19 protein-coding genes and 1 pseudogene are annotated in these 23,840 nt (G+C 47.7%); 10 read left to right on the plus strand and 10 right to left on the minus strand.

Going from position 1 to position 23,840, the window contains the following annotated elements:
• Positions 1-497: 497 nt before the first annotated feature.
• Both J7439_RS13370 and J7439_RS13375 read left to right on the plus strand, forming a co-directional pair.
• A pseudogene (locus tag J7439_RS13370) lies at positions 498-909 on the plus strand (IS1 family transposase); the annotation flags it as partial.
• A gap of 177 nt (positions 910-1,086) precedes the next feature.
• On the plus strand, positions 1,087-1,695 hold the full coding sequence (locus J7439_RS13375) for a GNAT family N-acetyltransferase (RefSeq protein WP_209202343.1): 609 nt from the start codon (positions 1,087-1,089) through the stop codon (positions 1,693-1,695).
• Between the two features lie 138 nt (positions 1,696-1,833).
• Here J7439_RS13375 and J7439_RS13380 read toward each other — a convergent pair whose 3' ends face one another.
• On the minus strand, positions 1,834-2,439 hold the full coding sequence (locus tag J7439_RS13380; RefSeq protein ID WP_209202345.1) for a TetR/AcrR family transcriptional regulator: 606 nt from the start codon (positions 2,437-2,439) through the stop codon (positions 1,834-1,836).
• Positions 2,440-2,578: 139 nt separating this feature from the next.
• Between J7439_RS13380 and J7439_RS13385 the strand changes: the two genes are divergently transcribed.
• From J7439_RS13385 to J7439_RS13405, 5 genes are all read left to right on the plus strand, one after another.
• Positions 2,579-4,597, plus strand: coding sequence for an NADPH-dependent 2,4-dienoyl-CoA reductase (locus J7439_RS13385; protein ID WP_209202347.1), 2,019 nt, complete (start codon positions 2,579-2,581; stop codon positions 4,595-4,597).
• 182 nt (positions 4,598-4,779) lie between these two features.
• A complete protein-coding gene (locus J7439_RS13390) occupies positions 4,780-5,457 on the plus strand; it encodes a hypothetical protein (protein ID WP_209202349.1) in 678 nt (225 codons plus the stop codon).
• Positions 5,458-5,745: 288 nt separating this feature from the next.
• Positions 5,746-6,666 (plus strand): bZIP transcription factor, encoded by a 921-nt coding sequence (locus tag J7439_RS13395; RefSeq protein WP_209202351.1) that lies wholly within the window; start codon positions 5,746-5,748, stop codon positions 6,664-6,666.
• A 361-nt stretch (positions 6,667-7,027) separates the two neighbouring features.
• Complete coding sequence (locus tag J7439_RS13400; protein WP_209202353.1) at positions 7,028-8,047, plus strand: hypothetical protein; 1,020 nt, start codon at positions 7,028-7,030, stop codon at positions 8,045-8,047.
• A gap of 621 nt (positions 8,048-8,668) precedes the next feature.
• Positions 8,669-8,983, plus strand: coding sequence for a hypothetical protein (locus J7439_RS13405; RefSeq protein WP_209202355.1), 315 nt, complete (start codon positions 8,669-8,671; stop codon positions 8,981-8,983).
• Positions 8,984-9,082: 99 nt separating this feature from the next.
• Here J7439_RS13405 and J7439_RS27155 read toward each other — a convergent pair whose 3' ends face one another.
• The 6 genes from J7439_RS27155 to J7439_RS13435 form a co-directional block, all read right to left on the minus strand.
• A complete protein-coding gene (locus J7439_RS27155) occupies positions 9,083-9,280 on the minus strand; it encodes a basic helix-loop-helix domain-containing protein (RefSeq protein ID WP_209202357.1) in 198 nt (65 codons plus the stop codon).
• A complete protein-coding gene (locus tag J7439_RS13415; RefSeq protein ID WP_209202480.1) occupies positions 9,255-9,491 on the minus strand; it encodes a hypothetical protein in 237 nt (78 codons plus the stop codon). The genes J7439_RS27155 and J7439_RS13415 overlap by 26 nt, the downstream gene beginning before the upstream one ends.
• A 125-nt stretch (positions 9,492-9,616) precedes the next feature.
• Positions 9,617-14,062, minus strand: coding sequence for a LamG-like jellyroll fold domain-containing protein (locus tag J7439_RS13420; protein WP_209202359.1), 4,446 nt, complete (start codon positions 14,060-14,062; stop codon positions 9,617-9,619).
• A 155-nt stretch (positions 14,063-14,217) separates the two neighbouring features.
• Complete coding sequence (sthA, locus tag J7439_RS13425) at positions 14,218-15,612, minus strand: Si-specific NAD(P)(+) transhydrogenase (protein WP_209202361.1); 1,395 nt, start codon at positions 15,610-15,612, stop codon at positions 14,218-14,220.
• A gap of 139 nt (positions 15,613-15,751) precedes the next feature.
• Positions 15,752-15,985 (minus strand): (Na+)-NQR maturation NqrM, encoded by a 234-nt coding sequence (gene nqrM / locus J7439_RS13430; RefSeq protein ID WP_209202363.1) that lies wholly within the window; start codon positions 15,983-15,985, stop codon positions 15,752-15,754.
• 87 nt (positions 15,986-16,072) lie between these two features.
• Complete coding sequence (locus J7439_RS13435) at positions 16,073-17,194, minus strand: FAD:protein FMN transferase (protein ID WP_209202366.1); 1,122 nt, start codon at positions 17,192-17,194, stop codon at positions 16,073-16,075.
• A 345-nt stretch (positions 17,195-17,539) separates the two neighbouring features.
• On the opposite strand from J7439_RS13435, the gene J7439_RS13440 reads away from it, so the two are divergent.
• On the plus strand, positions 17,540-18,046 hold the full coding sequence (locus J7439_RS13440; protein ID WP_209202368.1) for a hypothetical protein: 507 nt from the start codon (positions 17,540-17,542) through the stop codon (positions 18,044-18,046).
• Between the two features lie 69 nt (positions 18,047-18,115).
• Here the strand turns inward: J7439_RS13440 and J7439_RS13445 are convergent, their stop codons facing one another.
• Genes J7439_RS13445 through J7439_RS13455 form a run of 3 tightly spaced genes read right to left on the minus strand, consistent with a single transcriptional unit; the run spans position 18,116 to position 18,952 of the window.
• Positions 18,116-18,445, minus strand: a complete 330-nt coding sequence (locus tag J7439_RS13445; RefSeq protein ID WP_209202370.1) for a type II toxin-antitoxin system RelE/ParE family toxin — start codon at positions 18,443-18,445, stop codon at positions 18,116-18,118.
• Positions 18,442-18,708 (minus strand): type II toxin-antitoxin system ParD family antitoxin, encoded by a 267-nt coding sequence (locus tag J7439_RS13450; RefSeq protein WP_209202371.1) that lies wholly within the window; start codon positions 18,706-18,708, stop codon positions 18,442-18,444. The genes J7439_RS13445 and J7439_RS13450 overlap by 4 nt, the downstream gene beginning before the upstream one ends.
• A gap of 19 nt (positions 18,709-18,727) precedes the next feature.
• Positions 18,728-18,952: a hypothetical protein gene (locus J7439_RS13455; protein WP_209202373.1), complete on the minus strand. Its 225-nt coding sequence runs from the start codon at positions 18,950-18,952 to the stop codon at positions 18,728-18,730.
• A gap of 364 nt (positions 18,953-19,316) precedes the next feature.
• On the opposite strand from J7439_RS13455, the gene J7439_RS13460 reads away from it, so the two are divergent.
• Positions 19,317-20,690: an L-serine ammonia-lyase gene (locus J7439_RS13460; RefSeq protein WP_209202375.1), complete on the plus strand. Its 1,374-nt coding sequence runs from the start codon at positions 19,317-19,319 to the stop codon at positions 20,688-20,690.
• Positions 20,691-20,813: 123 nt separating this feature from the next.
• The gene (gene gcvP / locus J7439_RS13465; protein ID WP_209202377.1) at positions 20,814-23,750 is read left to right on the plus strand and encodes an aminomethyl-transferring glycine dehydrogenase; all 2,937 of its coding nucleotides are present in this window, start codon (positions 20,814-20,816) and stop codon (positions 23,748-23,750) included.
• Positions 23,751-23,840 lie beyond the last annotated feature (90 nt).

Raw genomic sequence — 23,840 nt, forward strand, 5'->3', positions numbered from 1 at the left:
ATCTGAGTTTCAACTGATTCTGAATAATTATTCATAACCACTCGCACAGAAAAGAGCCGTAAGGTAGATATTTATGGCTCTTTACTATAGGCGAAATGTAGGAATTATTTCGGGACAATTACTTACTTTGTAAATCATCGCCTGATTCCAACGGAACTGTCTAACCACCTGTGGGTAGTGGGTCAAACCTGAGATTGTTATTTTCTGCTAAAATGCGGCATATGACGCTTTTACAACTTAAGTAGTTGGTCAAATGGAATCGTATATTTCTGGCTAAGTGGGCAGTTACTATGCAAGGCACAACGAAGGGAGCATAGCCTTAGCTATGTGACCGGAGTTGTAACGCAGCAGAGTGACCGTCCACTTAGTCAGAAAATATGATTTCATTTGGTTAACTACTTAGATACATTAAAAAAAGAGGAAGGATTGGTTCAAGTCAATCCTAATATTCAGAAAACGAATCTTGGGGATCGGTTATACATGTAGGCCTTGTCTGCCAAGAGGCTGAACTGGATGAGCAATGGGTCCTTTGTTCATGATAAATCAAATCAGCGTTGGCTCTGGTATGCCGTTGACCACTTTACCAATACCGTTTTGGCTTATGTTTTTGGTAAACGAAATGATGAAGTTTTTAAAAAGCTGAAAGAACTTCTCGAACCATTTGGAATTAAGAAATTTTATACGGATGACTGGGGAGCTTATGATCGCCATCTTGATAAAATACACATCACATATAGTTGGAAAGAAAAACACCAAGAAAATAGAACGAAAAAATCTCAACTTTAGAACTTGGATCAAGCGTTTGGCCAGAAAGACAATATGCTTTTCAAAATTAGAGAAATGCATGATACCCTAATTGGCTTATTAATTAATAAAGTCGAATTTGGCATTGATACTCATGGAATATAACAGGTTTAGCCCACTACCAAGTCGATATAATCCTGAAAACTGGCAAGTATGGAAATACCATCCCCACCCCTGTTCCCCAAGCAGCCGGGGTGCCTCTTCAAGCAGCTCTTGATGAAGGTTGCTATGGTGAGTAATACCAATTCCGGCTTCTATTAGGAAACTAAATATATGAACCCCATGATTGAGCTTGCATCCTGCACAGAAGCTGTAAGCAACATCACACTACCATACAACCTTATCTTAGAGGCCAGGTTTAAAGGCTATAAGATTAGCATTGTGCCCAAAGTATCCGACATATCATATATTCGAGAATATTTTCATTCCAAAAATATAAAAGTCTCAGCTATTAAATATGCGAAGAAAGCATTAAAAAAAATAGATACAGCTAAAAACTTTAACAAAAGAGTTATTGAACTTATTGATATTAGTAATGCTACCACAGCTGCTTATCTATCATTTAAAATTAATCATGAATCAATATCTATTGAACTTTTATCGGTAAAAAAATCCTATCAAGGTAATGGACTTGGAAAGTTGTTGATGAAATCAATTATTGAAGTTGCGGTGTCCAGGAAAGTTCCTGTCATAGTCTTGAATAGCGACTACGATGCCATTTCATTTTATGAAAAATTTGGATTTGAAAAAGTTAAAGCAGGAGAATCTGAACCACTGATGAAATTAGCAACTCCTGTGCGAGATTATTTACGGCAAGAGAGCCTGGAACACTATAATCTGATCTGCCTTGATAAGCAGTTATTATCGCCAATTCCATATAAAAAGGTTTGACAAAACCGGGGACGGAAAGAAAACCGACACTGGACCGTCTTACACCTCATACTGCGCCATATCGGGCGCACTATTTTTGATCTCCACTGCCAAAATAATAATGAACATTTCTTTGTGCATCATGGAAATATACTTTTCTTATACCGTTGCCGCTGCCAATATCATCTCTACTGCACTGTCCGACATGGCATCAATGGAGTTTCTATCCAGGTAAATACCATCGTTCAATAAACGACTCATACCGTGCAACATGCTCCAGCTCACCTGGGCAAGGCGCAGACCATCGATATCTTTTGAAAACTTACCCTTATCCTGCCAGCTGCGGATCAGGTCGACATAGTGCTGAAAGCAGGCAAAAGAGGCCGCTCTCAGACTCTCTGTTGGTTCACCATTTTTCCAGACCGGACGACCAAACATCAGGTCATACTCCTCAGGATACTGCCAGGAAAGATCCAGATAAGCATGGACAAAAGCTTTTAACCAGCCATTCATGTCCCCTGACTGCTCATGCTTCTGTTGCGCAAAGTGTGCCTGCCACTTCTCAAACCCCTGCTCGGCGATGGCACAGAGCAGCGCATTCTTATCTTTAAAATGATGATAAGCCGCCGTTCTGGAGACCCCTACCCGTTCCGCCAGCGCGCGCATGGAAACGCCATCCACCCCCTGCTCCCCGATCATCCGGGTTGCCTCTTCGAGCAGCTCCTGGTGAAGGTTGCCATGGTGGTAGGATTTTCTGCCAGTCATATGTCGTTTAATGCCCGTGCGCTGTCTAATACAAAATGGTGCAGTCCAGAGACAATACAAATTATCTTGACAGTGTCAAAATACCATTTTATCTTGACAGCGTCTAGATGAGGCGTCGAATCACAAGAAGGATTATAAAATGACTACTCCCTACCCACATCTTCTGGCACCGCTGGATCTGGGTTTCACCACACTGAAAAACCGGGTTTTGATGGGCTCCATGCATACCAGCCTGGAAGAACAGCCCAACGGTTTTGAACGACTGGCGGCTTATTTTGCCGAACGCGCAGCCGGCGGTGTGGGACTCATTGTAACGGGCGGTATCGCGCCGAACCAGGAGAGCGGGGGTATGCCGGGTGCTGCCACCATGGAAACCATGGATGATGTTAAGCACCACCAGCTGGTTACAGACGCCGTGCATAAGGCTGGCGGAAAAATCTGTATGCAGATCCTGCATACCGGTCGTTATGCCTACCACCCAAAATGCATTGCTCCCAGTGCCATTCAGGCTCCTATCAATCCTTTCAAGCCTAAAGAACTGACCTCTGAAGAGGTGGACGAGCAGATCGAGAGCTTTGTCAACTCTGCGGCCCTGGCAAAAGAAGCAGGCTATGATGGCGTGGAAATCATGGGGTCTGAAGGGTACTTCATCAACCAGTTCATTGCCAATCGCACCAACCAGCGACAGGACGAATGGGGTGGAGAATACCATCAGCGCATTCGCCTGCCGGTAGCCATGGTGAGACAGACCCGGGAAAGAGTAGGTCCGGACTTCATCATTATTTACCGCCTCTCCATGCTGGATCTGGTTGAAGGCGGCAGTAGCTGGGATGAAATCGTTGAACTGGCCAGAGAGATTGAGCAGGCGGGTGCCACCATTATTAATACCGGCATTGGCTGGCACGAAGCCCGTGTCCCCACCATCGCAACGATGGTACCAAGAGCAGCCTTCACCTGGGTAACCGCAAAAATTCGCAACGAAATCAATATCCCGGTCATCACCTCCAACCGGATCAACATGCCGGAAACCGCAGAAGAAGTTCTGGCCCGTGGTGATGCAGACATGGTGTCCATGGCCCGCCCTATGCTGGCTGATGCCGAATGGGTGAACAAGGCGGCGGAAGGCAGAGCCGATGAAATCAATACCTGCATTGGCTGCAACCAGGCCTGCCTTGATCATGTCTTTTATATGAAACCCGTCAGCTGTCTGGTAAATCCCAGGGCGTGCCATGAAACCGAGCTGAACTATCTGCCAACCAGTACACCCAAGAAGCTGGCCGTGGTGGGCGCAGGTCCTGCTGGCATGGCATTTGCCACCACAGCAGCCTATCGTGGTCACAACGTCACACTGTTTGACGCGGCGGACAAAATTGGCGGGCAGTTCAATATCGCGAAAACCGTACCCGGCAAGGAAGAATTTGAAGAGACCCTTCGCTACTTCAAACGACAGATCGAGCTGACCGGCGTCGAGCTGAAGCTCAACCACAAAGTAACGGCAGAAGAGCTGGAAAACAGTGACTTTGACGAAGTCATCATCGCCACAGGTATCACCCCCAGAAATCTGGAGCTGGAAGGTATTGATCACGCCAAGGTCCTGAGTTACCTGGATGTGTTCAAGGGAGCACCTGTGGGCAACAAAGTAGCCGTTATCGGCGCTGGCGGTATTGGTTTTGATTTATGCGAACTGATTACCCAGGAAGGCCCATCCAGCAGTCTTGATATTCCGGCCTTTATGAAAGAGTGGGGCGTGGATATGACACTGGAAAATCGCGGTGGCCTGCTGGCCGAAAGCGAGCACCCAAAACCCTCCAGGGAAGTCTTTTTACTGCAGAGAAAAAAGAGCAAGCCCGGTAAAAACCTCGGCAAAACCACCGGCTGGATTCACCGCTCATCACTGGCTAACCGGGGGGTGCGCATGGTACCAGCCTGTGAGTACCATAAGGTGGATGATCAGGGCCTGCACCTGTCCATTGCCGGGGAACCCCAGGTGCTTGATGTGGATAGCGTTGTTATCTGCGCAGGCCAGGAGCCCATGCGCGAGCTTGCTGATAGCATCAGCGGTAAGACCGTGCACCTGATTGGCGGAGCGGATGTGGCTGCTGAGCTGGATGCCAAGCGGGCAATCAACCAGGGCTGCCGACTGGCCGCTGACATTTGATACTGCCACTTAACCAGAAAAGGGGGCTCGCCCCCCTTTATGATTTCGGCCTCAAGTAAACCTGACCCGAATTGCTATTATTTCTATATGTGTTTGACATAAATATTGAATGGGTTGTAGTGGGGAGGAACTTTTATAATAAAGGGTGGTCTTAAGCTGTAATTCTTTAATTTGATAATTCAATGGATCACTACAATAAATTACCGCCCTTCCATATTGCGTTTTCCGGACTCAATTTGAATTCGGTTCAACAAACGTACCAGCATGACAAAAATGAACAGCATCCCACCTATCAAGGTATAGCTGTCCAGACACTGAAATATCCTTTTCCTGTTTATGTCAGGCCAGAATCAACGGAATCTTCCGAGTTTGGTGAAGCTCTGCCCCTTCCCAATGAAGGGGCATGCACTTCTGGATTGGACAAAACGAGCAAAACCAAATACGCCGCACCCATTAAAGGTAAGGAAAGCAAAGACAAATGCATCGCAAAAGCTAAGCATAGGGCGGCCCAGGCCAGATACGCCGCATCCAAAAAAGGCCAGGCAAACAGAGCCAGGTACCTTGCATCCGATAATGGCAAGGTGAGCCAGGCCAAATACACCGCATCCATAAAAGGCAAGGCGGTCAGGGCCATATACAATGCATCCGATCAGGGCAAGGCAAGCAAGGCCAAATACGAAGCATCCGAAAAGGGCCTGGCGACAATAGCCAGATACAATGCATCCGATAGTCGCAAGGCGAGCCAGGCCAAATACAGAGCATCCGAAAAGGGCCAGGCGGCCAAGGCCAGAAAACTGGTCAGGTACGCCTTATCCAGGGATAAAAGGATTTCCCAGTCCATAAAAAATGCAAGATCATAAGCCTATCGATCAGCCATAAATAAAGGCTTTAGTGAACAAGTAGCGATGGAAAAAGAGTCAGCTACTACGACAAAAAAAGCAGGGTTATCATCAACGTCCTTCATCACTGCTCAGTTATCAGACTGAAGGAATATTTACAATGCCATTCGAGCCCTTTGACACTGAGTGGTTAACAGGCAAAGTAAAAAAATAGTTTCAGTTAACTGACTGATGACTGGATTGCGAAAGGCTGGGAACTTCTATAAAAAATAGCGGTCTTGAAATATATTTAAATGCTACAATTTCTCAATGCACAGTTCACCAATCATAAATGATGTTTCTTTTTGTTCGAACGCTTGTGATTCGATACAGTGGAAAGATTTAACTCCGAGCCCAGCTGCACCTTCAATTCATGAGCCAGGCATATCTGGTCATTCCGTGAAACAGGTATTTGATAAAACCATTCCTTTATATCTTACAAAGGATACAACATACCAGGTTATATTAACCCCTCAACACTCATTAACTGAATTTTCTATTTCTCATATTTCACCTGATATCGATGATTTATTTCCTGAATTATCACAGAGTACTGCCAATCAATTTTCATTTAATTCCGATAATAAACCCATCAATAATGGATTGATAAGCACAAACTCAACATCATTGAATCATAGTAAATTATCCCATAATTTACTATCTGCGAAACCACAAATTCCCCATAACCAATTAACTCATATAGAGGCTTCCAAAAATAAAATTTCAGACATGACAATATATGAGATTTGGAAAACAAATAACAGAAAGAAATTAAATAGGATATCTGCAAAAAGAAGCCGGGACAATATAGAAAACCATATACAAGAAATGGAGTCAAAGCTGGATTTACAAAAAATCACATCAATCAAGTCAATTTGCAGAAAAAAAATTAACAATATCAATGAACTTGATACAATTAGAGGTTATCTTGATCGCAACCAAAAAAACAACAAACTGATAGAAAAATACGGCATCGACAAATTATCTAATTTAATTACCGACGCCAAAAGAAGAAATATCAACTCAATTGATCTAGATGATTTGAATAGCTTTAAATTTTTAAAAAAGAAGGCTAGAAATTTATACTCTTCAACAAAATCAAGATTCTTCAAATCTGAATACATAAAAAAATTGGAATCTGCTATTGAAGCCAATACCAACTCCTCCTCTGAAATCCAAACACCAGGCTGAAAAATCGGCTGATTTCATCTATTAAACCCATACCCACATAGACTTAATTACCAATAACCCGACAACCACCATTCTTCACAACTGTAAAGTGCTGAATTTCACATTACCATGGTTAATAACTATAGAAAGCATCTATTCTTATTTGATATAGGGTCGGATAAATTATTTAAGGAAGGAACTTTTATAAAAATAGAAGGTCAAGGGTTACAGTTCAATAATTCAATAATTCAATAATTCAATGGATCACTTAAATAACTGCTCTCCATTCAACTTTGATCTTTCTGATTCATACTCCTACTCACTGAATTTGACAGAACAAACGTATCAGTTTGATAGGGAACAACAGCCAATGCATTTAGGTATGTCTATACAGGCAGTGGACTCCATTTTTTCTGTTTACAATTACGATAGCCAGTCAAAAAACCAACAAAGCAATGCTGATCCTCTTAGCTTATTGCATAAATATAATATTTCTGCTCGAACACCAACTAATCCAGAAGACTCTTTCGGATCCGATATTTTCGGGACACAACAGGCAGATCTTGATAAATATTTATTCTCGTATTCTGATAATGGGCACGACAATGATGCGATATCATCCATATTAAATGCCCCATTGACTCAGCAGACATGTTCATCAGGTAGTGAGACTGAAACCGGGGAGTCAGCACCAGCAAGTCTTTCGAATCCGGTAGACCATTTAACTGATCTTCCTGTTGGACTCTCAAACCCACAAAATATACAACCTGCTGCTGATAACCCACTCAACCTTTACCACACCACGAGTGATAACCAAACGACAGAAAAAGTTACTGTTGGTAACTCTTCAAGAGTCGTGGAACAAAAGGGTTTCTGCAAGAATCCCCTCAATGCCACAGAGCGGCAAAAACAACGCCAAAGGGAGCGCTATCAAAATGATCCCGACTACGCAGAGCGTATAAAGAAGATACATAGGGAGCGCCAGAGGGAGCTTCGTAAAGATCCTGTTTACCTGGAGCGCCAAAACAAGATACAAAAAGATCGACAGAGGAAACTCCACAGAGAGCGTAGCAAAGATCCTGCTTACGCAGAGCGCCTGAGGCAGCGCCATAGAGAGCGTCGCAAAGATCCAGCTTACGTAGAGCACTTGAGGAAGCGCCAAAGAGAGCGCCAAAGAGAACGCTACCAGAATGATCCCGATTACGCAGAGCGCCAAAGGGAGCGACAAAGAGAACTTAGAAAAAATCACGCTTACATGGAACGTCGAAGGAAGCAACAAATAGAGCGTTACCACAATAAGATCACCTGCGCCGAGCACAAAAGAACGCCTGGCAATAATCTCGCTTCTGCTGAGTGCGAAAGGGTTCGCCAAAAAAAACACAAACAGAATGATTCTGCTTAAAGAGAGGAACTTTTACCAATGGTTTGCGTCTTAAGCTATCACTCAATCATTCAATTATTCAATTATTCAATGAACTACTACAATAGCATACCTTCGCACAACCCTGCTTTTTCTGGCTTTTATTTCGACTCTTTACATTTAATAGAATACCCGTATCAACCTTATTCCGTTGAACAACCGTCGATCTATCAAGGCAGGTCTGTTATCAGGCTGGACAATCCTTTTCCTGTTTACCATAGCCAATCAGCCATTCTCCCGAATAATGAAGATTTTTTAAGATTATTGACTGAACATAATGTTGACTCTCAATTAATTCATGATCCGGCAAACCTCCTCAGAACTGATATTTATGAGATACCACAATCAGTTCTTGATGAATATGTACCATGGCATCCTGCTTATGAACGCACTAATAATCCGCCATCATCAATAACAGAGACATGCTGTACTCATCAGGCATGCTTATCGGGGAGTGTGCCTGAGATCAGGAAGCCAACCACAATAAGCTATTGGAATCCAGATCATCAATTATTCAACCCGCAAGATTTTCAGCCTATTGCTGTAGTTAACACGCCAAACCTGATCCAAACGAAAATTGCCCCTCCCCACCAGACAAAAGAAATGACTGAGAGTAACGCTTCAATAATTGAGCACAAAAGGAGCCGCTACCAGAGTGATCCGGCTTACGCAGCGCGCCAGAGGCAGAGCCAAAGGAACCGCTATAAGATGGCTTGCAAAGACCATGCTTTCCGGAAGCGTGAAAGGGAGCGTATAAGGCAGCTTCGCCGGGACCCTGAATACGCTGAGCGCGAAAGGGTACGCCGAAGGGAGCGCTACAATAATGATAAGGTTTATGCAGCGCGCCAAAGGGAGCGCCAAAGGAACTACAAAATAGCGCGCAAAGAAAAAGCAAAAAAGGAAGCGAAACCAGGATAATCATTCTTACCCTGTTGTCACCCTGTGTGATTACCAGCTGCAGATTAACCTTCAAGCAGTTACCTCTGCTGTGCGTCAACGATAGCGCCATTCAACCAATCAGAAAGGTCCAGGGGGATTTCTGAGTTGGTGCTCAAGGGCTCTAATGTATAGACACGCCTGTCTTAATATCTGTAGTTTTGTTAATGATTTGCCAGTCCCTCCGGGAATTTTATTTTTAAGTACCTTGAAGGCGTCGTTAATTCTACTGACACGACGCCTTTCTCTAAGGCTAGCTATTTCGCCTATGCTGATCAATGGCCGCTAGCAATCTTTCTCTTGTGGTGAGATCGGTATCTTCCCCTGCAGTTGGTGTGAAATAACGGTTTCGGTGATCAACTTGATGAACATCGCACTGTTTGAACGTTGTATCTTTATTTGTATGATTAGCAGGATTTATTCCTATAGCGCCAGATGGTTCATCTGGTGGCATCTGATTTGGCTGCATTGGTATTGTATTAATATGCATCTGATTTATTACCTTCTTCATTTTGAATAATGAATATAGCAAAGTACTCCCCAGCCCCCTTTTACGCTCATGTTAATGGCCCTGTCCCGGCTTCGGTAAGTAGAAAGACGACACTTTCCGAAAACTTAAGGCGCTGGCATGGTATCTTCAGAAACCTCAAAGTTATCGAAGTACGCTGTACGTGCATGCGCTGTTTTCAGAAATAGGCCAATACGGCTTCTGTCTACTGCGAAGCCATAAGATGTGAGCTTCTGCATGCCATTACCATCCAACAGGTCATAGAAGAACGTGTACCTGTCAACTCCGGTGCCATTGCCATTTTCAATCACTTCCATACGCAGTTTGACCTTGCCAGAAGCGTTGGCACTGACGTTAATAAGCGGGTTGTTGGTACCAAGGCCTTGGAGGTTAATGAGTCCATCACGGCCACTCCAGTAGTCCAGGCCATAGGAAAATACCGGTTGTGCACCATCTTCATCCGCATAGACAGTAAGACCTGCAATTTGACGATTTTGTGCGGCGTTCAGTTCGACTTCGGTTTCCACTGCCCAGGACTCAGAGCCGGGTGCTGCAAAATAAGCAATAGGGCCATTGTTACGTGCCTTCCACATATCCGTGTTGCCCGTTGTGGTAATGTCGAGACGATCATTAACCTCATCGATGGTAATAGAAGCCAGTGAGCTATCAGGGATATCCGCAGATAAGCCAGAGTCGGTGAGCGTAGCGCCTGCAAAAGACGTCGAATAAGTAGTATGAAGCGGTAGCCCCACCGTGTTGCCAATTGAAATGGTGAAGGTCTGTTCAGAAGAGTAACCATGTTCATCGGTTGCGCTGACAACGAGGCTGTATGAAGGTTTCAGGTCAAAGTCCAAAGCCGCTATTAAGGTCACTTTACCATCAGGGGCAACTGCGAAGTGACTGAGTCCATCACCACCCACTGCAGAATATAATACCGTTGTGTCTCCATGGTTGGCATCCGTTGCGGTGAGCGTCGTAACGACCGTGTTGACCGCTGTATCTTCCAATACGAGAAAAGCATTGCTGGTGAATTTCGGGGCTTGCTCAACCTGGTAATTCAAGTCGAAGAACGTTTCCTGACCCCGGTCGTCGACAACCTTGAGGTTTATGGTCTGCGCATCAGCATTCGTTACCCCCTCATTAGAGTAAACCTGGCCGCTACCATGGACGTTCAAACCCGCGGAAAAGGCACCACCCCATGGCCCATAAGTACCAGTAGCCGTATCTTTATGGAAGACGAGGAGTTCACCTCCCTCAGGATCACTGTAGTATTGGCTCAGATCAAAAGGTCCAAATGGTTTACTTCCTTCAATGGTACCAAGGTTAATGGTTGGCTGAGTGACCACCGGAGCCTGGTTGGTATGAGCCACGTAGCCAGAAGCCACTTTTCGAAAGCTGGAGGTATCCCCCCGGATACGACTGGCGTCGGCCATGACGGCATCCACTCGCCAGAAAATCTGGTCGGTGTCGTTAACCGTCTGTACAACTTCAGTAGGGCTGCCTTTCCAGGCTGCTGTTAAGCCACTGTCCGGGTTATCAACATCCGTTTTGTTTGAACTGACAAAGAGTTCGTAGCCTGCAGCACCGCGCACGCCTGTCCAGTCAAATTGGACATCTCCCGCAGCAACAATACCGTTATAAGCAGGAGCAATCGGGACCGGTTTAGTCCGTTGATAATTGGCAGCAACCTGATTGTCATTCAGGGCATAGTTAAAGCTTTGAATCTCATCAATGAGCCCGTTAAAGCCCTTGCCAAAAGTCAGACTGTTAAAGTTATAGGCATAGCCCACGTGGGGTGCAGAATCGACCAGTTGACCATCGAAGAAGAGTTTGTTGATACCGCCATATTCATGGACCATGGTTACCTGATGCCAGGTTCCTGTTGCAATGCCTACAGTCCCTTCATTGGTGTATTTGGCGTCGATCTCATTCCACTCTATGGCACCGGCTAATTGTGAAGATGGCCAGTGCATTTTTATGCCTGTGCCATGGTTGACGATATCAATGTTGAGTGACTCTTTATCATAAGCACCGTGGAGTAAATTAACGTTAGAACTGATCGCCTGGGCGGAATTAAACCAAAAAGAGAGTGTCATGCTGTGATGGCGTGCAGAGGGTATTACATCATTGCCGATCACCAGGCCATGGGTGTCGATAGATGTGTCGTACGCCTTGCCACTGACACCACCGGAAACGACAGCTGCCTCATTGACTGCCACTTTCGCGCCACCAGAACACATTGTTTGTGATTGACCTGAAACAACATGATCGAAGTCGATTAAACCATCGACGTGTGGTATTCGCTTAAAGAAATTAAATTTCCGGGTCGTGGTATAACCACCGGTTTCCTTGATATAAATATGAGCGACTGACTGACCTTCATCGAGGTTCACTGCGGCAGTATTAGCTGTAGCAGTGACAGTGATTGTTTCACCTGCTGCCAGTGAGGCAGATGTCCTGTCAAGGCTTAACCACGGACTGTCTGTTTGAATTGCCAGAGTCTGACTTACATCTGTGTTGTTGGTAATGTCGTACTCTTGATATGGTAACTTGGCATTACCATCCCAGTCATAGACGACTTCCTGAGTCGGGCGGGCGATGATCGGGTAAGTTGGCTTCATCGCCTGTGGCATCACCTTGATGGACGGATCGCCATTGAGTGTCCAGACAATATCACTTCCTGTGATACTACGATGCCCATCACACATTCTCTGCCAGTGTGCCAGTCCCATGGGCTCACCTTTGGTGAAAATATCGAAGCGGCTGTGACGGTAGAACGGTTCACCAAAACCATTATTTTTGCCCAGTGACCCCACCGGGCGTGTCCCTCCCATGACACCAATGGAACCATAACGTAACTGGGAGGCACAAAGGTTATTGTCGTAACCAACTTCACAGGCTTCACAGGAGCCGATCTCAGATAAGTACGGGCGGACATTGTTACCATGGTTGCGTGAGAAATCGACACTGAGACCACCTTGTGTCCAAGTGGGTGTACCATGGCCACCCGTACGGATATAGCCAATATCGTAGTTGGTCAGGAAGTAGTCATTCTGCCACTGTTCGAAATCTGTCGGGACGTGGCCATCGCCAACACCTCCGCGAACTCGATACTCAACACCTGCATATTCGTAGACAGCTGCATTGATATTCCAGGTTGTACCGTTGATATCCGGTCTGTAGCGCCAGGTGGTATCTGCCTCGTTTTCGTAATCGATAAACTTCTGCAAGATCGCGTCCACATCACTGTATTTACCAAATTGACTGCCTTCACCCGCCACCTGGATACGACCAACGAGTACACTCCACTGCCCTGAATGCCCTTTACCCCAATCGCCATTACTGTAGAGAACGCCATCGCCATCGGCATCAATCGTTTCATTCACCAGGTCCACGTAGTAATGGTCAGTAGCCGCTACCCCATAGGTATATTCGTGCCAATCTGTGACTTTACCCGCATCGACGTTGGCCTGGCGTTCAAAGCGTGAGATACCGCCTTTGGCAATGGCCATCGGCACATCGCCCTGGTAAATATCGGGATCACCGACCATAAGGACATAAAGAATATCCTTGTTCTGATAGTTATTACGCAGCCAGGTACGTATGTTATCCGCAGCATAGACACCATGACCGCCACCGTGATCTTTTTCTGTGACAACATATACGGTAAAGCCGAGGGCTTCCTTATGAGCGATAAAGTCATTTAGCTTTGTCAGATTTTTTCTAAGCTTCTCGGTGGTTACAATTGCATAGCCTTTACGGTTAAGACGGGCATCATCCACATCTTTCATTGGCGATGGCGTGTCGAAGTTACCATTGCCGGTATACCATTGGGCTCCGAGAATTAAAGGGGGTCTCTTCGTCTCCCATGTCTGGCCAAGGGGATTCCACCAACGCTGGATGGTAACTGGAGTCAAGACGATACGATAGACTTCCATCAAGCTGTCATTGTAGTCGTCCAAACCTTTTAAAAATGCTGTGTGCTCTCCTTCGCCAGGCGTAGCTGTGCCTAATTTGATACTTGTTAAATCACCACTTGTCTGGGCCAGAGTAAATTGAAGCGTTTCCGGGCCGATTTGTAACTGAACGCTCTTGCCAGCAGAGCTGGCAGGGACATTTCTGAGCAAGAGGTTCACATCGTAAGAGATGTTCTCCAGGCCTTTGATTGTCCATTCTGCTTGAGAGCCAGCAGAACTTCCGCTGAACAATAAGTACTTGGCGTTTTCCTGCCAGGTGATACCTGCCCCCAGTTTGGCGTCCCAGCCGCGCAGGGTTACCACACCCGCGGCGTTTGGTTGAGGATTGCCTTTGGGAATCTCTGCAAAAGTGAGCGGCAGGAATAGTAGAGATATCAATAGAACCAGCCAGACCTGTTGTTTAGCCTTTGTTTTTCGCTGGCTGGTAGCAGGGTCCCGGTAAGTTTCGAAAGCCGGGGTCACGAAAGCTGGGGGCAGGTCTTTCATGGTTAACAACTCTGGTCGTTTACGGTGATAAGAGAAAAAGGCGGCAAAAAGCGTAGGCGGGAAACGGTGGCAGGTCTTTGCATAAAGCAAAATTCAAGTCCTGCCTCAGAAACGTTCTTAGTATAACAAACAGAATCACCCTCTGTTTGAATGATTAGGCTAAAAAGGGTGTTCCGGAATTTCAGCTGCGCCCGGAAGCAGTCATACTCCGGGCGCAGCTGAGATGATAAGCCGATTAAACAGGATTAAAACAATCGGTTCAGCCCATCCAAAGCAGCAACACGGTAAGCTTCAGCCATCGTCGGATAGTTAAATGTGGTATTCAGGAAGTAACGAAGTGAATTGGCCTTACCCTCCTGACGCATCACCGCCTGACCGATATGGATAATCTCCGAAGCCTGGTCACCAAAACAGTGAATGCCCAACACTTCCAGGGTATCCCGATGGAAAAGGATCTTCAGCATGCCAACTACCTCGCCAGTGATTTGAGCCCTGGCCAGTCTGGAGAAAAACGCCTTGCCCACTTCATAGGGAATGGCATCTGCCGTCAGTTCTTCTTCCGTACAACCCACAGAGCTGATTTCCGGGATGGTGTAGATTCCCGTGGGCACTTCATTGACAAAGTGCCAGTCCTCACTGTTACAAAGGTGTGCTGAAGCTGAGCGGCCCTGGTCATAAGCGGCACTGGCCAGACTGGGCCAGCCAATGACGTCACCCGCCGCATAAATATGGGGTAATGAGGTCTGATAGCTTTCATTAACACTTAACTGCCCACGACCATCGGGCTTAAGGCCGATCATTTCCAGCCCCATTGCCTGGGTATTGCCTGTCCGGCCATTGGCCCAGAGCAACATGTCGGCCTTGAGTTTCTTACCCGACTTGAGGTGCAGCACCACGCAATCATCCATGGTCTCAAGTTTCTGGAACTCTTCATTATGGCGAATAATGACGTTCATTTTGCGCAGCTGATAGCTCAGGGCATCGGAAATCTCTTTATCAAGAAACGACAGCAGCCGCTCACGGGTATCAATCAAATCCACCAGCACGCCCAGACCAGAGAATATCGAGGCATATTCAGAGCCGATAACACCGGCACCGTAGATGATCATGCGTCGTGGCGTAGAGGACAGCTCCAGAATGGAATCACTATCAAAAACCCTGGGATGGTGAAAGTCGACACCGGGTGGATGGTAGGGACGGGAACCGGTGGCAATCAGAAAGTTGGACCCGAACAGACGTTCCGTATTCCCGCTGGGCTCAGTCACCTCCAGGGTGTGCTCATCAATAAAGACACCACGGCCAAAGTAGAGATCAATGCGATTCCGGGCATAGTACATGGTCCGGGACTGCACCTGCTTCTGAATCACCGATTCCGCCCTTTTCAATACTTTGGGAAAGCTGAACCAGCGGGGATCACCAATCTCACGAAACATGGAGTTGGTATTGAAATCCATGATCTGTTTGACAGAGTGGCGCAGAGCCTTGGATGGAATCGTACCCAGGTGAGTACAGCTGCCACCGACAAAGTTAAACTGCTCAACGACAGCGACCTTTTTACCAAGCTTGACGGCATTCATGGCCGCCCCCTCACCCGCAGGCCCCGACCCAAGGATGACCAAATCGTATTTACTGACACCCATTTATTCGATTCCCCCGGTTCCAACACATTATCCGTTTATTCTTATTTACAGCTTATACTTTGAGTGTCCAAAAAGCTTTACACCAGGAGGCTGTCACTGGTGTCTACAACCAATAAAAAACAAACGTAACCAGAAACGATTACGCCTTTTTACTCTGATTTGCAGCCGTCGCGTCATAAAACAGGTCATCATTCACCTCGGAAAGAGGATCTGTTTTGTCTCCACCGCCACAAATAACACAGCTGTCCTTCAGGCCAAGATTACTAAGGCCACCACAGGAGCCTTTAATCGGCTTATTGGCAAAAATTACACCCACCGCCATAGCCGCAATGAGTACCAGAAAAGTACAAAATGTAATCAGCATAATGGTCATGACTGATTCCTCCATTATTTACCATGAAATGGTTCAGGTGATACACGGAACCTGTTTATTGCAGCGCTATTTCCCGCTCAAGGTTGTTCATGGCTGTTGAACCAGGTAAGGCTTAAAGGCCTCACTGGTTACCGTTGCAAATCCTTCATCCGTATAATAGGCAAAACGTGCCGCAATACCTAGCCTGTTCGCCAGTTCCAGTCCTTTCTCATCCCCCAGCACCATAAACATGGTGGCCAGGGCATCGGCCCGGGCCGAGGTATCGGCAATGACAGCCACTTCCGCTACCCGCTTGGCTTCAGGCCAGCCGGTAACAGGATTAATGGTATGTGAGTAACGTTTGCCATCGACTTCAAAAAAATTCAGATAATCACCAGAGGTTGCCAGCGCCTTGTCCAGAGGCTCAACCAATGCTGACACGCCGTTTTTTCCCATTTCAGGACCGATCACCGCCAATCGCCAGGGGTTGCCATTAGGCTTGACCCCATGAACCAGCACTTCGCCACCAACCTCTACCATAAAGTCCTCAATACCCTGAGCCCTGAGAGCCGCCGCCGCCTGATCAACACCATAGCCCTTGGCGATGGAACTCAGATCAACAAACAACGCCTTTTCCCGGGTCAGGGTTGAACCTTCAGGGTCCGCTTTCAGACTTTGATAACCAACGTTGGCCAGAGCTTCCTGAATAGCCGTTGCCTCGGGAATATGGCCCGGATACTGGTCCTCTATCCATTTGACAAATTCCGGAGCATTGGCCAGCGGGTGGGAGTCACTATCATCCTGACTGTCGTTGACGGCAACCCATTGTGTCGGGCCAAAGCCCCACAGGTTCACCAGGGGACCTACGGTAATATCGTAGGCTCCATCCGAAAGATCAGAAATCTCCCTGGCTTGCTGAACCAGCTGAACAATATCACCGGACAGTTTAAATGGCTCCCCTACCGGGGCACGGTTAAACTGCATCAGCTCGGAGTCAGGCTTATAGGTTGACATCCGTTGATCCACATCAGCCAGGGCATCCTGAACTACAGCGGACACATCCTTTACCGGATGACTGAACAGAGTCGCTACATAACTGACGCTATAGGTCGTTCCCATAACCTGCCCCTGAAAGCTATTCAGCCTGGGCCGCGTACTCAACACCAGAAATAACGCCACCAGCACAATGATGGCAGGTATCAATGATCGCTTCAGAGATCGGAAAAGCAAGTGGAGCTCCTGATAGTGGTTCAATGGGGCGTGGGTCAATCTCAGGTAGTTCTCTTAACACAGTGCGGGCAAGGATAACTACCTTATGTCGGTGCGCTGGAAAAGATGCTCTGAGAAAGCTCCCGGCTATAATTCTGGCCGGATTCTAGCACCTGCCCGTGGGATAATCATCAGGGATTAAACGGAACGATTCAGGCAGTTACCCAGGAGCCTGTCGGACCAGCAATTCCCGATGAATCCTGAAGCATTACAGCCACGGGAGATACAGAAGAGGTAAAAAAATCATGCCCGCACAATTCTTCGACTAAAATCTTATGTTATTCAATCATTGTCGTCGGGTCAGTCATGGGTACGGCTATCCAGAAAAATGTCAGGCAATTCAGTGCTTCTTACTTGATAAAAAAGGTATCAGAATGCTTCGACAGCATTCCAGATCATCGTCCAAACAAATGCGTGTTCCCCTTTCCTAATTTCCTGAAATCTGCTTTTGCGATGATGCATCAAAAGTTCGATTCACTATTAGGATTCGATGAAGAGGGGCTTGATGAAATTTGCTGTCATAATCTTGAAAAGCTCTATCACGTCAAAGATGGCAGAGTCCCCTCCGACACCAGAATGAGAGAGGTTGTTGACCCGGTTAATCCACTTGGGTTGAAGACGCCGTTTAAAGAATTGTTTTCTGTCGTTCAGCGCAATGGTGCCCTTCAAGCTTATGCATTCCAATGCGGCAAATTGAAAGATCTTTATCTGCTTCCTATTGATGGTACTGGTCTCTTCTATTCGGGTACCTGCCGCTGTGATGACTGCTGCATTAAGAAATCAGAGAAATCAGTGTCAGATCTTGAATCTTGAATTTCCTTCCAGCATCGCCGCCCCATCAACCACCTGAGAAAGAAGCATTCCTCTCCCGCAGGCTGCTTTCTATAACTCATCAAGCAACTCATTTAAACGTGCTGGTATATCCATACTGCTGTGCAAAATAGACAGGACGTATAAAACTTCCGATTGTGCACCATCGGAGGATTTGACAAATACGTAGTGCTTCTTATAACGCAAAAAACTGACTCCACTAATGATGCTCTCCGGTAGCACTTTCAGTAGAGCGTAGTGTCTGGCGACGCTGGTTAAATATTGGTGCAGTCCATCAATGTAAAGATCGGCCTGTTTTTCTCCCCAATGTTTGTAGGTAAAGAGCCAGATTTCTTCCTGCTGAGCAATGGCTACCGGGTGAAAACGGTAGAGTTCGCTCACTCATCACCTCCGGAATTGTTCAGCCTCTTTCTGGCTCTTGCCTTGATGTCATCAGCGTTGAGTGATTGAAACTCGTCTTCCGGTGTATTCAAGATGGGCTCCAGATGCCCTTTTAACCATTTGGCCGACTGCTCTTGCTGGCGTTTGTCGTTGCGGATCAAGTCCCTCAGATAGTCGCTGGCGCTTGAGTATTCGCCTTGTTTAACCTGCTGGGCAACCCAGTCTCTGAGCTGGTCGGGTAATGAAATATTGAGTGTGGCCATAATTGTCTCCTTTATCATATTATGCTTGAATATTAGCAGATATTGGCAAGATTTGGCATTTTGGCAGGAGAGGGCCTACACGCCACTTTTTACCATTCCCATCAACCGCCCAAAGGTACCTGGTGCCTGAATACTCAGCAGCATCCACCAGCGACTGAATATCTGCCCGGTGTCTGGCTCGCTTCTCGGTAAGGCCGAAAATCTCGGAAAACTCCGGAGGCAGTTCTGGCGCTCCTGCTCCCATGGGTGGCAGTGGGCTGTTTTCTTTCTTCTATCATCCTTCCCCATAGGTTTCCAGAATATATTCTTCGGTAGGCTGAAAACCGAGAGTACTTATCTTGTTGTCCCATTATGCCCTGACCATCAGGTCGCTGTGAAAATTTGTTTCTTATTGAAAACTTGTTTATTGATGTGAGAGGAAGGTATTGTTACGCTTGCCGTCAGGAATTCAGTGATCTGGTCAAAACCCGTTAATAATCCATTGATGCCTGGTTTCAGGCTGCTCTCTATTAATGGCTCTTTTGACCATCTTTCTTTTTGATAAATAACAAAAAAATAGCCCTGAAAGCAGATATCAAAAAAATATACCAACAAATGGAGTCATGGCGATGAGCTTAAGTATTCTCGATTTGTTCAAGATTGGTGTAGGCCCTTCCTCATCCCATACTGTGGGTCCGATGGTAGCCGCCAACCGCTTCCTTGACGCCCTGCTCCAACAGGGGCAGCTTGAGAATACCCGTCAAATTCGTATTGAGCTCTATGGTTCCCTGGCCATGACCGGTACAGGCCATGCCACCGATACTGCCGTGATGCTGGGCCTTATGGGTGAAAAACCGGATCAGCTTGATCCTGACCAGGCTCCGACATTGATCAACGATGTCCGCAGCACCGGTCAGTTGATACTTGCTGGCCAATATCCGATCCCTTTCGTCGAAGATCAACACCTTCACTTTTTGCATGGCCAATCGCTTGCCAAGCACCCTAACGGTATGACGCTGAGAGCCTTCGATGCAGCAGGCCTTGAGCTTTTTCATGACAATTATTACTCCGTGGGCGGAGGCTTCGTACTGAATGAAGAGGAAACCGAACAGACGACTTCGGCAACGGACATTCAGATACCCTTTCCGTTCAATAACGCTCAGGACCTTCTGGATATCGGAGACAGAACCGGACTCTCCATCGGTGAAATTGTCCTGGAGAATGAACAACACCTGGGAAGATCTGACCAGATCCAACCGGCGTTGCTGAATATCTGGCAGGTAATGGATCGCTGCATCAACCGTGGCTGTGAGCAGACAGGGGTACTTCCCGGCGGCCTGAATGTCAATCGTCGTGCAAACCAGCTGCATCAGGAGCTTTTGAACCGCCCCGAAGACCAGCAGGATCACCTGGAAGTCATGGACTGGGTCAATCTGTTCGCCATCGCCGTCAATGAAGAGAATGCCGTTGGTGGTCGTGTCGTTACCGCGCCAACCAATGGCGCAGCCGGTGTTATTCCGGCGGTTCTTGCCTATTACGATCGTTTTGTTCCGGGTAGCACTGAATCAGGTATTGTGACCTTTCTGGCCACCGCGGCAGCCATTGGCATGCTCTATAAAAAGAACGCCTCAATCTCTGCCGCCGAAGTGGGTTGTCAGGGGGAAATCGGAGTGGCCTGCTCCATGGCCGCAGGCGCTCTGTGCGCTGTAATGGGCGGCAATAACCGCCAGATTGAAAATGCCGCTGAAATAGGCATGGAGCACAACCTGGGCCTGACCTGTGATCCGATAGCCGGTCTGGTACAGGTTCCCTGTATTGAGCGCAATACCATGGGCGCTGTCAAGGCCATCAATGCGGCCCGGCTGGCCATGAAAGGTGACGGGCAGCACCGGGTTTCCCTAGATGACGTCATTGAAACCATGCGCCAGACGGGGCTTGATATGCAGGATAAATACAAAGAGACAGCCACCGGTGGTCTGGCTGTCAATGTCGTGATGTGCTGAAAACCCGAACCGAAAACAACATTTGTCTTTTATTTCCACTGCTGACCTTTGTTTTTAACAACAAATGCGTCAGTTCAAAAAAATTTTATTAAAATAACGTAATAGTGAAAACAGGACGACAACATGGCCGTTGAACACACTTCTACTCTGCCGACACTGGCAGAACTGGAACATAACGATGCCTTTACCCATCGTCACACAGGTTCTGACCAGCAGGAGCAGCGGGCCATGCTGGAAAGTCTCGGGCTCAAATCACTGGCAGAGCTGATCAATGAAACCGTTCCGGGCAGTATCCGGTTAAAACGGGAATTAGCACTTCCTGCGGGAAAAACAGAGCAGCAGGCCCTTGCCGGGCTCAATGCCCTGGCCCGGCAAAATACAGTGAATAAGTCGTACATTGGCATGGGCTATTACAACACCGAAGTGCCCAATGTCATTCTGCGTAATCTGCTGGAAAACCCCGGCTGGTATACCGCCTATACCCCTTATCAGCCAGAAATATCCCAGGGCCGGTTGGAAATGCTGCTGAACTTCCAGCAGATGGTTATGGACCTTACGGGCATGGAGGTTGCTAATGCCTCCCTTCTGGATGAAGCCACTGCCGCTGCAGAAGCCATGACTCTCTGTCTGCGCAGCGTGGGACGCAGCAAAGCGGCCTCACAAACATTCTTTGTGGCCGATGACGTGCACCCACAAACCATTGATGTGATGAAAACCCGTGCCGACTGGTTAGGCATCAACGTTATCGTTGGTAACCCCCATACCGAACTGGGCAATCACGATGTATTTGGTGTGCAACTTCAGTATCCGGGCACCTACGGTAACATCACAGATATTGAGAGCATTGCCGCCATGGCCCGACAACAGGGTGCCATGGTTTCAGTAGCCACTGATCTGCTGGCCCTCACCTTATTGAAATCCCCCGGGGAGCTTGGCGCTGACATTGTCCTGGGTAACAGCCAGCGCTTTGGCGTACCCATGGGCTTTGGCGGCCCCCATGCAGCCTTTTTTGCCACCACCGGTAAACTGAAACGCTCAATCCCCGGCCGGGTTATCGGGGTATCCAAAGACAGCCGTGGCAATACCGCCCTGCGTATGGCCATGCAGACCCGTGAACAACATATTCGCCGGGAAAAAGCCACCTCCAACATCTGTACTGCCCAGGCTCTGTTGGCCAACATGGCGGCCGCTTATGGGGTCTACCACGGTCCGGAAGGGTTAAAAACCATTGCCGAACGCGTACACCGCCTGACCCGAATCCTTCATCATGGTCTCACTGAAATGGGTTTCCAGTGCAACCAAACCTTCTTTGATACCCTGACCTTCAAGGTAGGCAGTGAGCAGGAAACCATTATCCAGCGGGCGCTTAAATATGGTTGTAACCTGCGCCGTATTGGTTCTGACCGCCTGGGTGTCAGCCTTGATGAAACCACCCGCTCTGAAGACATTATTGAACTGTTCAATATCTTTATGGGTGAAGGCAAAGAGCTGAATATTGCCTCCATTGACCGCCAGATCTCGGCCAATAACAGTCAGCTGTCTCATACCCGGAGCACCATCGGACTCTCACCGGAACTGCGACGTTCAGACAGCATCCTGAGTCACCCGGTATTCAACAGCCATCATTCAGAAACCGATATGATGCGTTACCTGAAGCGGCTGGAAAACAAGGATTACTCACTGGTTCATGGCATGATTCCACTGGGCTCATGCACCATGAAGCTCAATGCTGCGGCAGAAATGCTGCCGGTTTCCTGGCCTGAATTTTCCAGCATCCACCCTTTCACGCCCAAAGACCAGATTCCGGGTTACCTGACCATGATCCGGCAACTGGAGCAGGCTCTGGTAGAGATTACCGGTTATGACGCCATTTCCATGCAGCCAAACTCCGGAGCCCAGGGGGAATATACGGGCCTTCTGGCTATCCGTAATTATCAGCGGGCAAACCGACAGGAGCACCGCGATGTTTGCCTGATCCCCTCTTCCGCTCACGGCACCAATCCCGCTTCAGCGGCGATGCTCGGCATGAAAATTGTCATTGTCGCCTGTGATGATAGCGGTAACGTGGATGTCAATGACCTGAGGGCCAAAGCAGAAGAGTACAGTGACCGCCTCTCTGCCCTGATGGTCACCTACCCTTCCACCCACGGGGTATACGAAGAAGAGATCCGCACCATCTGCCAGATCATTCATGATCATGGCGGCCAGGTTTATATGGATGGTGCCAATATGAACGCCATGGTCGGTGTCTCCCGTCCCGGCGATATCGGCTCCGATGTCTCCCATCTCAATCTACACAAGACCTTTGCCATTCCCCACGGTGGCGGCGGTCCGGGTATGGGACCCATTGGTGTCAAGAGCCATCTGGCACCTTACCTGCCCAACCATTCTATAAGCCCGGTCGAAGGCCATAATGAAGGCATTGGTGCCGTATCTGCTGCGCCTTACGGCAGCTCATCCATACTGCCCATCAGCTGGATGTACATCACCATGCTGGGCAGCCGGGGTCTACGGGAGTCGACAGAGCTGGCCATCCTGCATGCCAACTACATGGCAAAACGGCTGGGTGATCATTACCCGATTCTCTATCAGGGCAGAAACAACCACGTTGCCCACGAATGCATCATTGATATTCGCCCGATCAAAGAAGCCTGCGGTATTACCGAGGAAGATATTGCCAAACGCCTGATGGATTATGGTTTCCACGCTCCGACCATGTCTTTCCCCGTGGCCGGAACCCTGATGATTGAGCCAACGGAGTCTGAATCCAGGGAGGAAATAGACCGCTTTATTGATGCAATGATCTCAATCAGGACGGAAATTGATCAGGTCGCCAACGGCACATGGCCAAAGGACAACAACCCCCTGGTCAACGCCCCCCACACCATGGCAGACCTGGCAGACGATGAATGGCAGCGCCCATACAGCAGGAAGATCGCGGCATTTCCGTCACCTGCCGCTCATAAGGCGAAATACTGGCCCACGGCCAATCGCATCGACAACGTGTTTGGCGACCGCAATTTTATCTGTTCATGCCCCGGCATTGATAATTATCAATAAGAATCACCAGGAGTGTCTGTCTTCTGAAGTTGCCGGGAAATATTTCGGCAGGAAAGATTCGTCCATCGAACTTCCTGCCTCATAAGATCA

It is taken from the genome of Salinisphaera sp. G21_0 (genome assembly GCF_017744115.1).
Lineage (GTDB): Bacteria > Pseudomonadota > Gammaproteobacteria > Pseudomonadales > Endozoicomonadaceae > Endozoicomonas.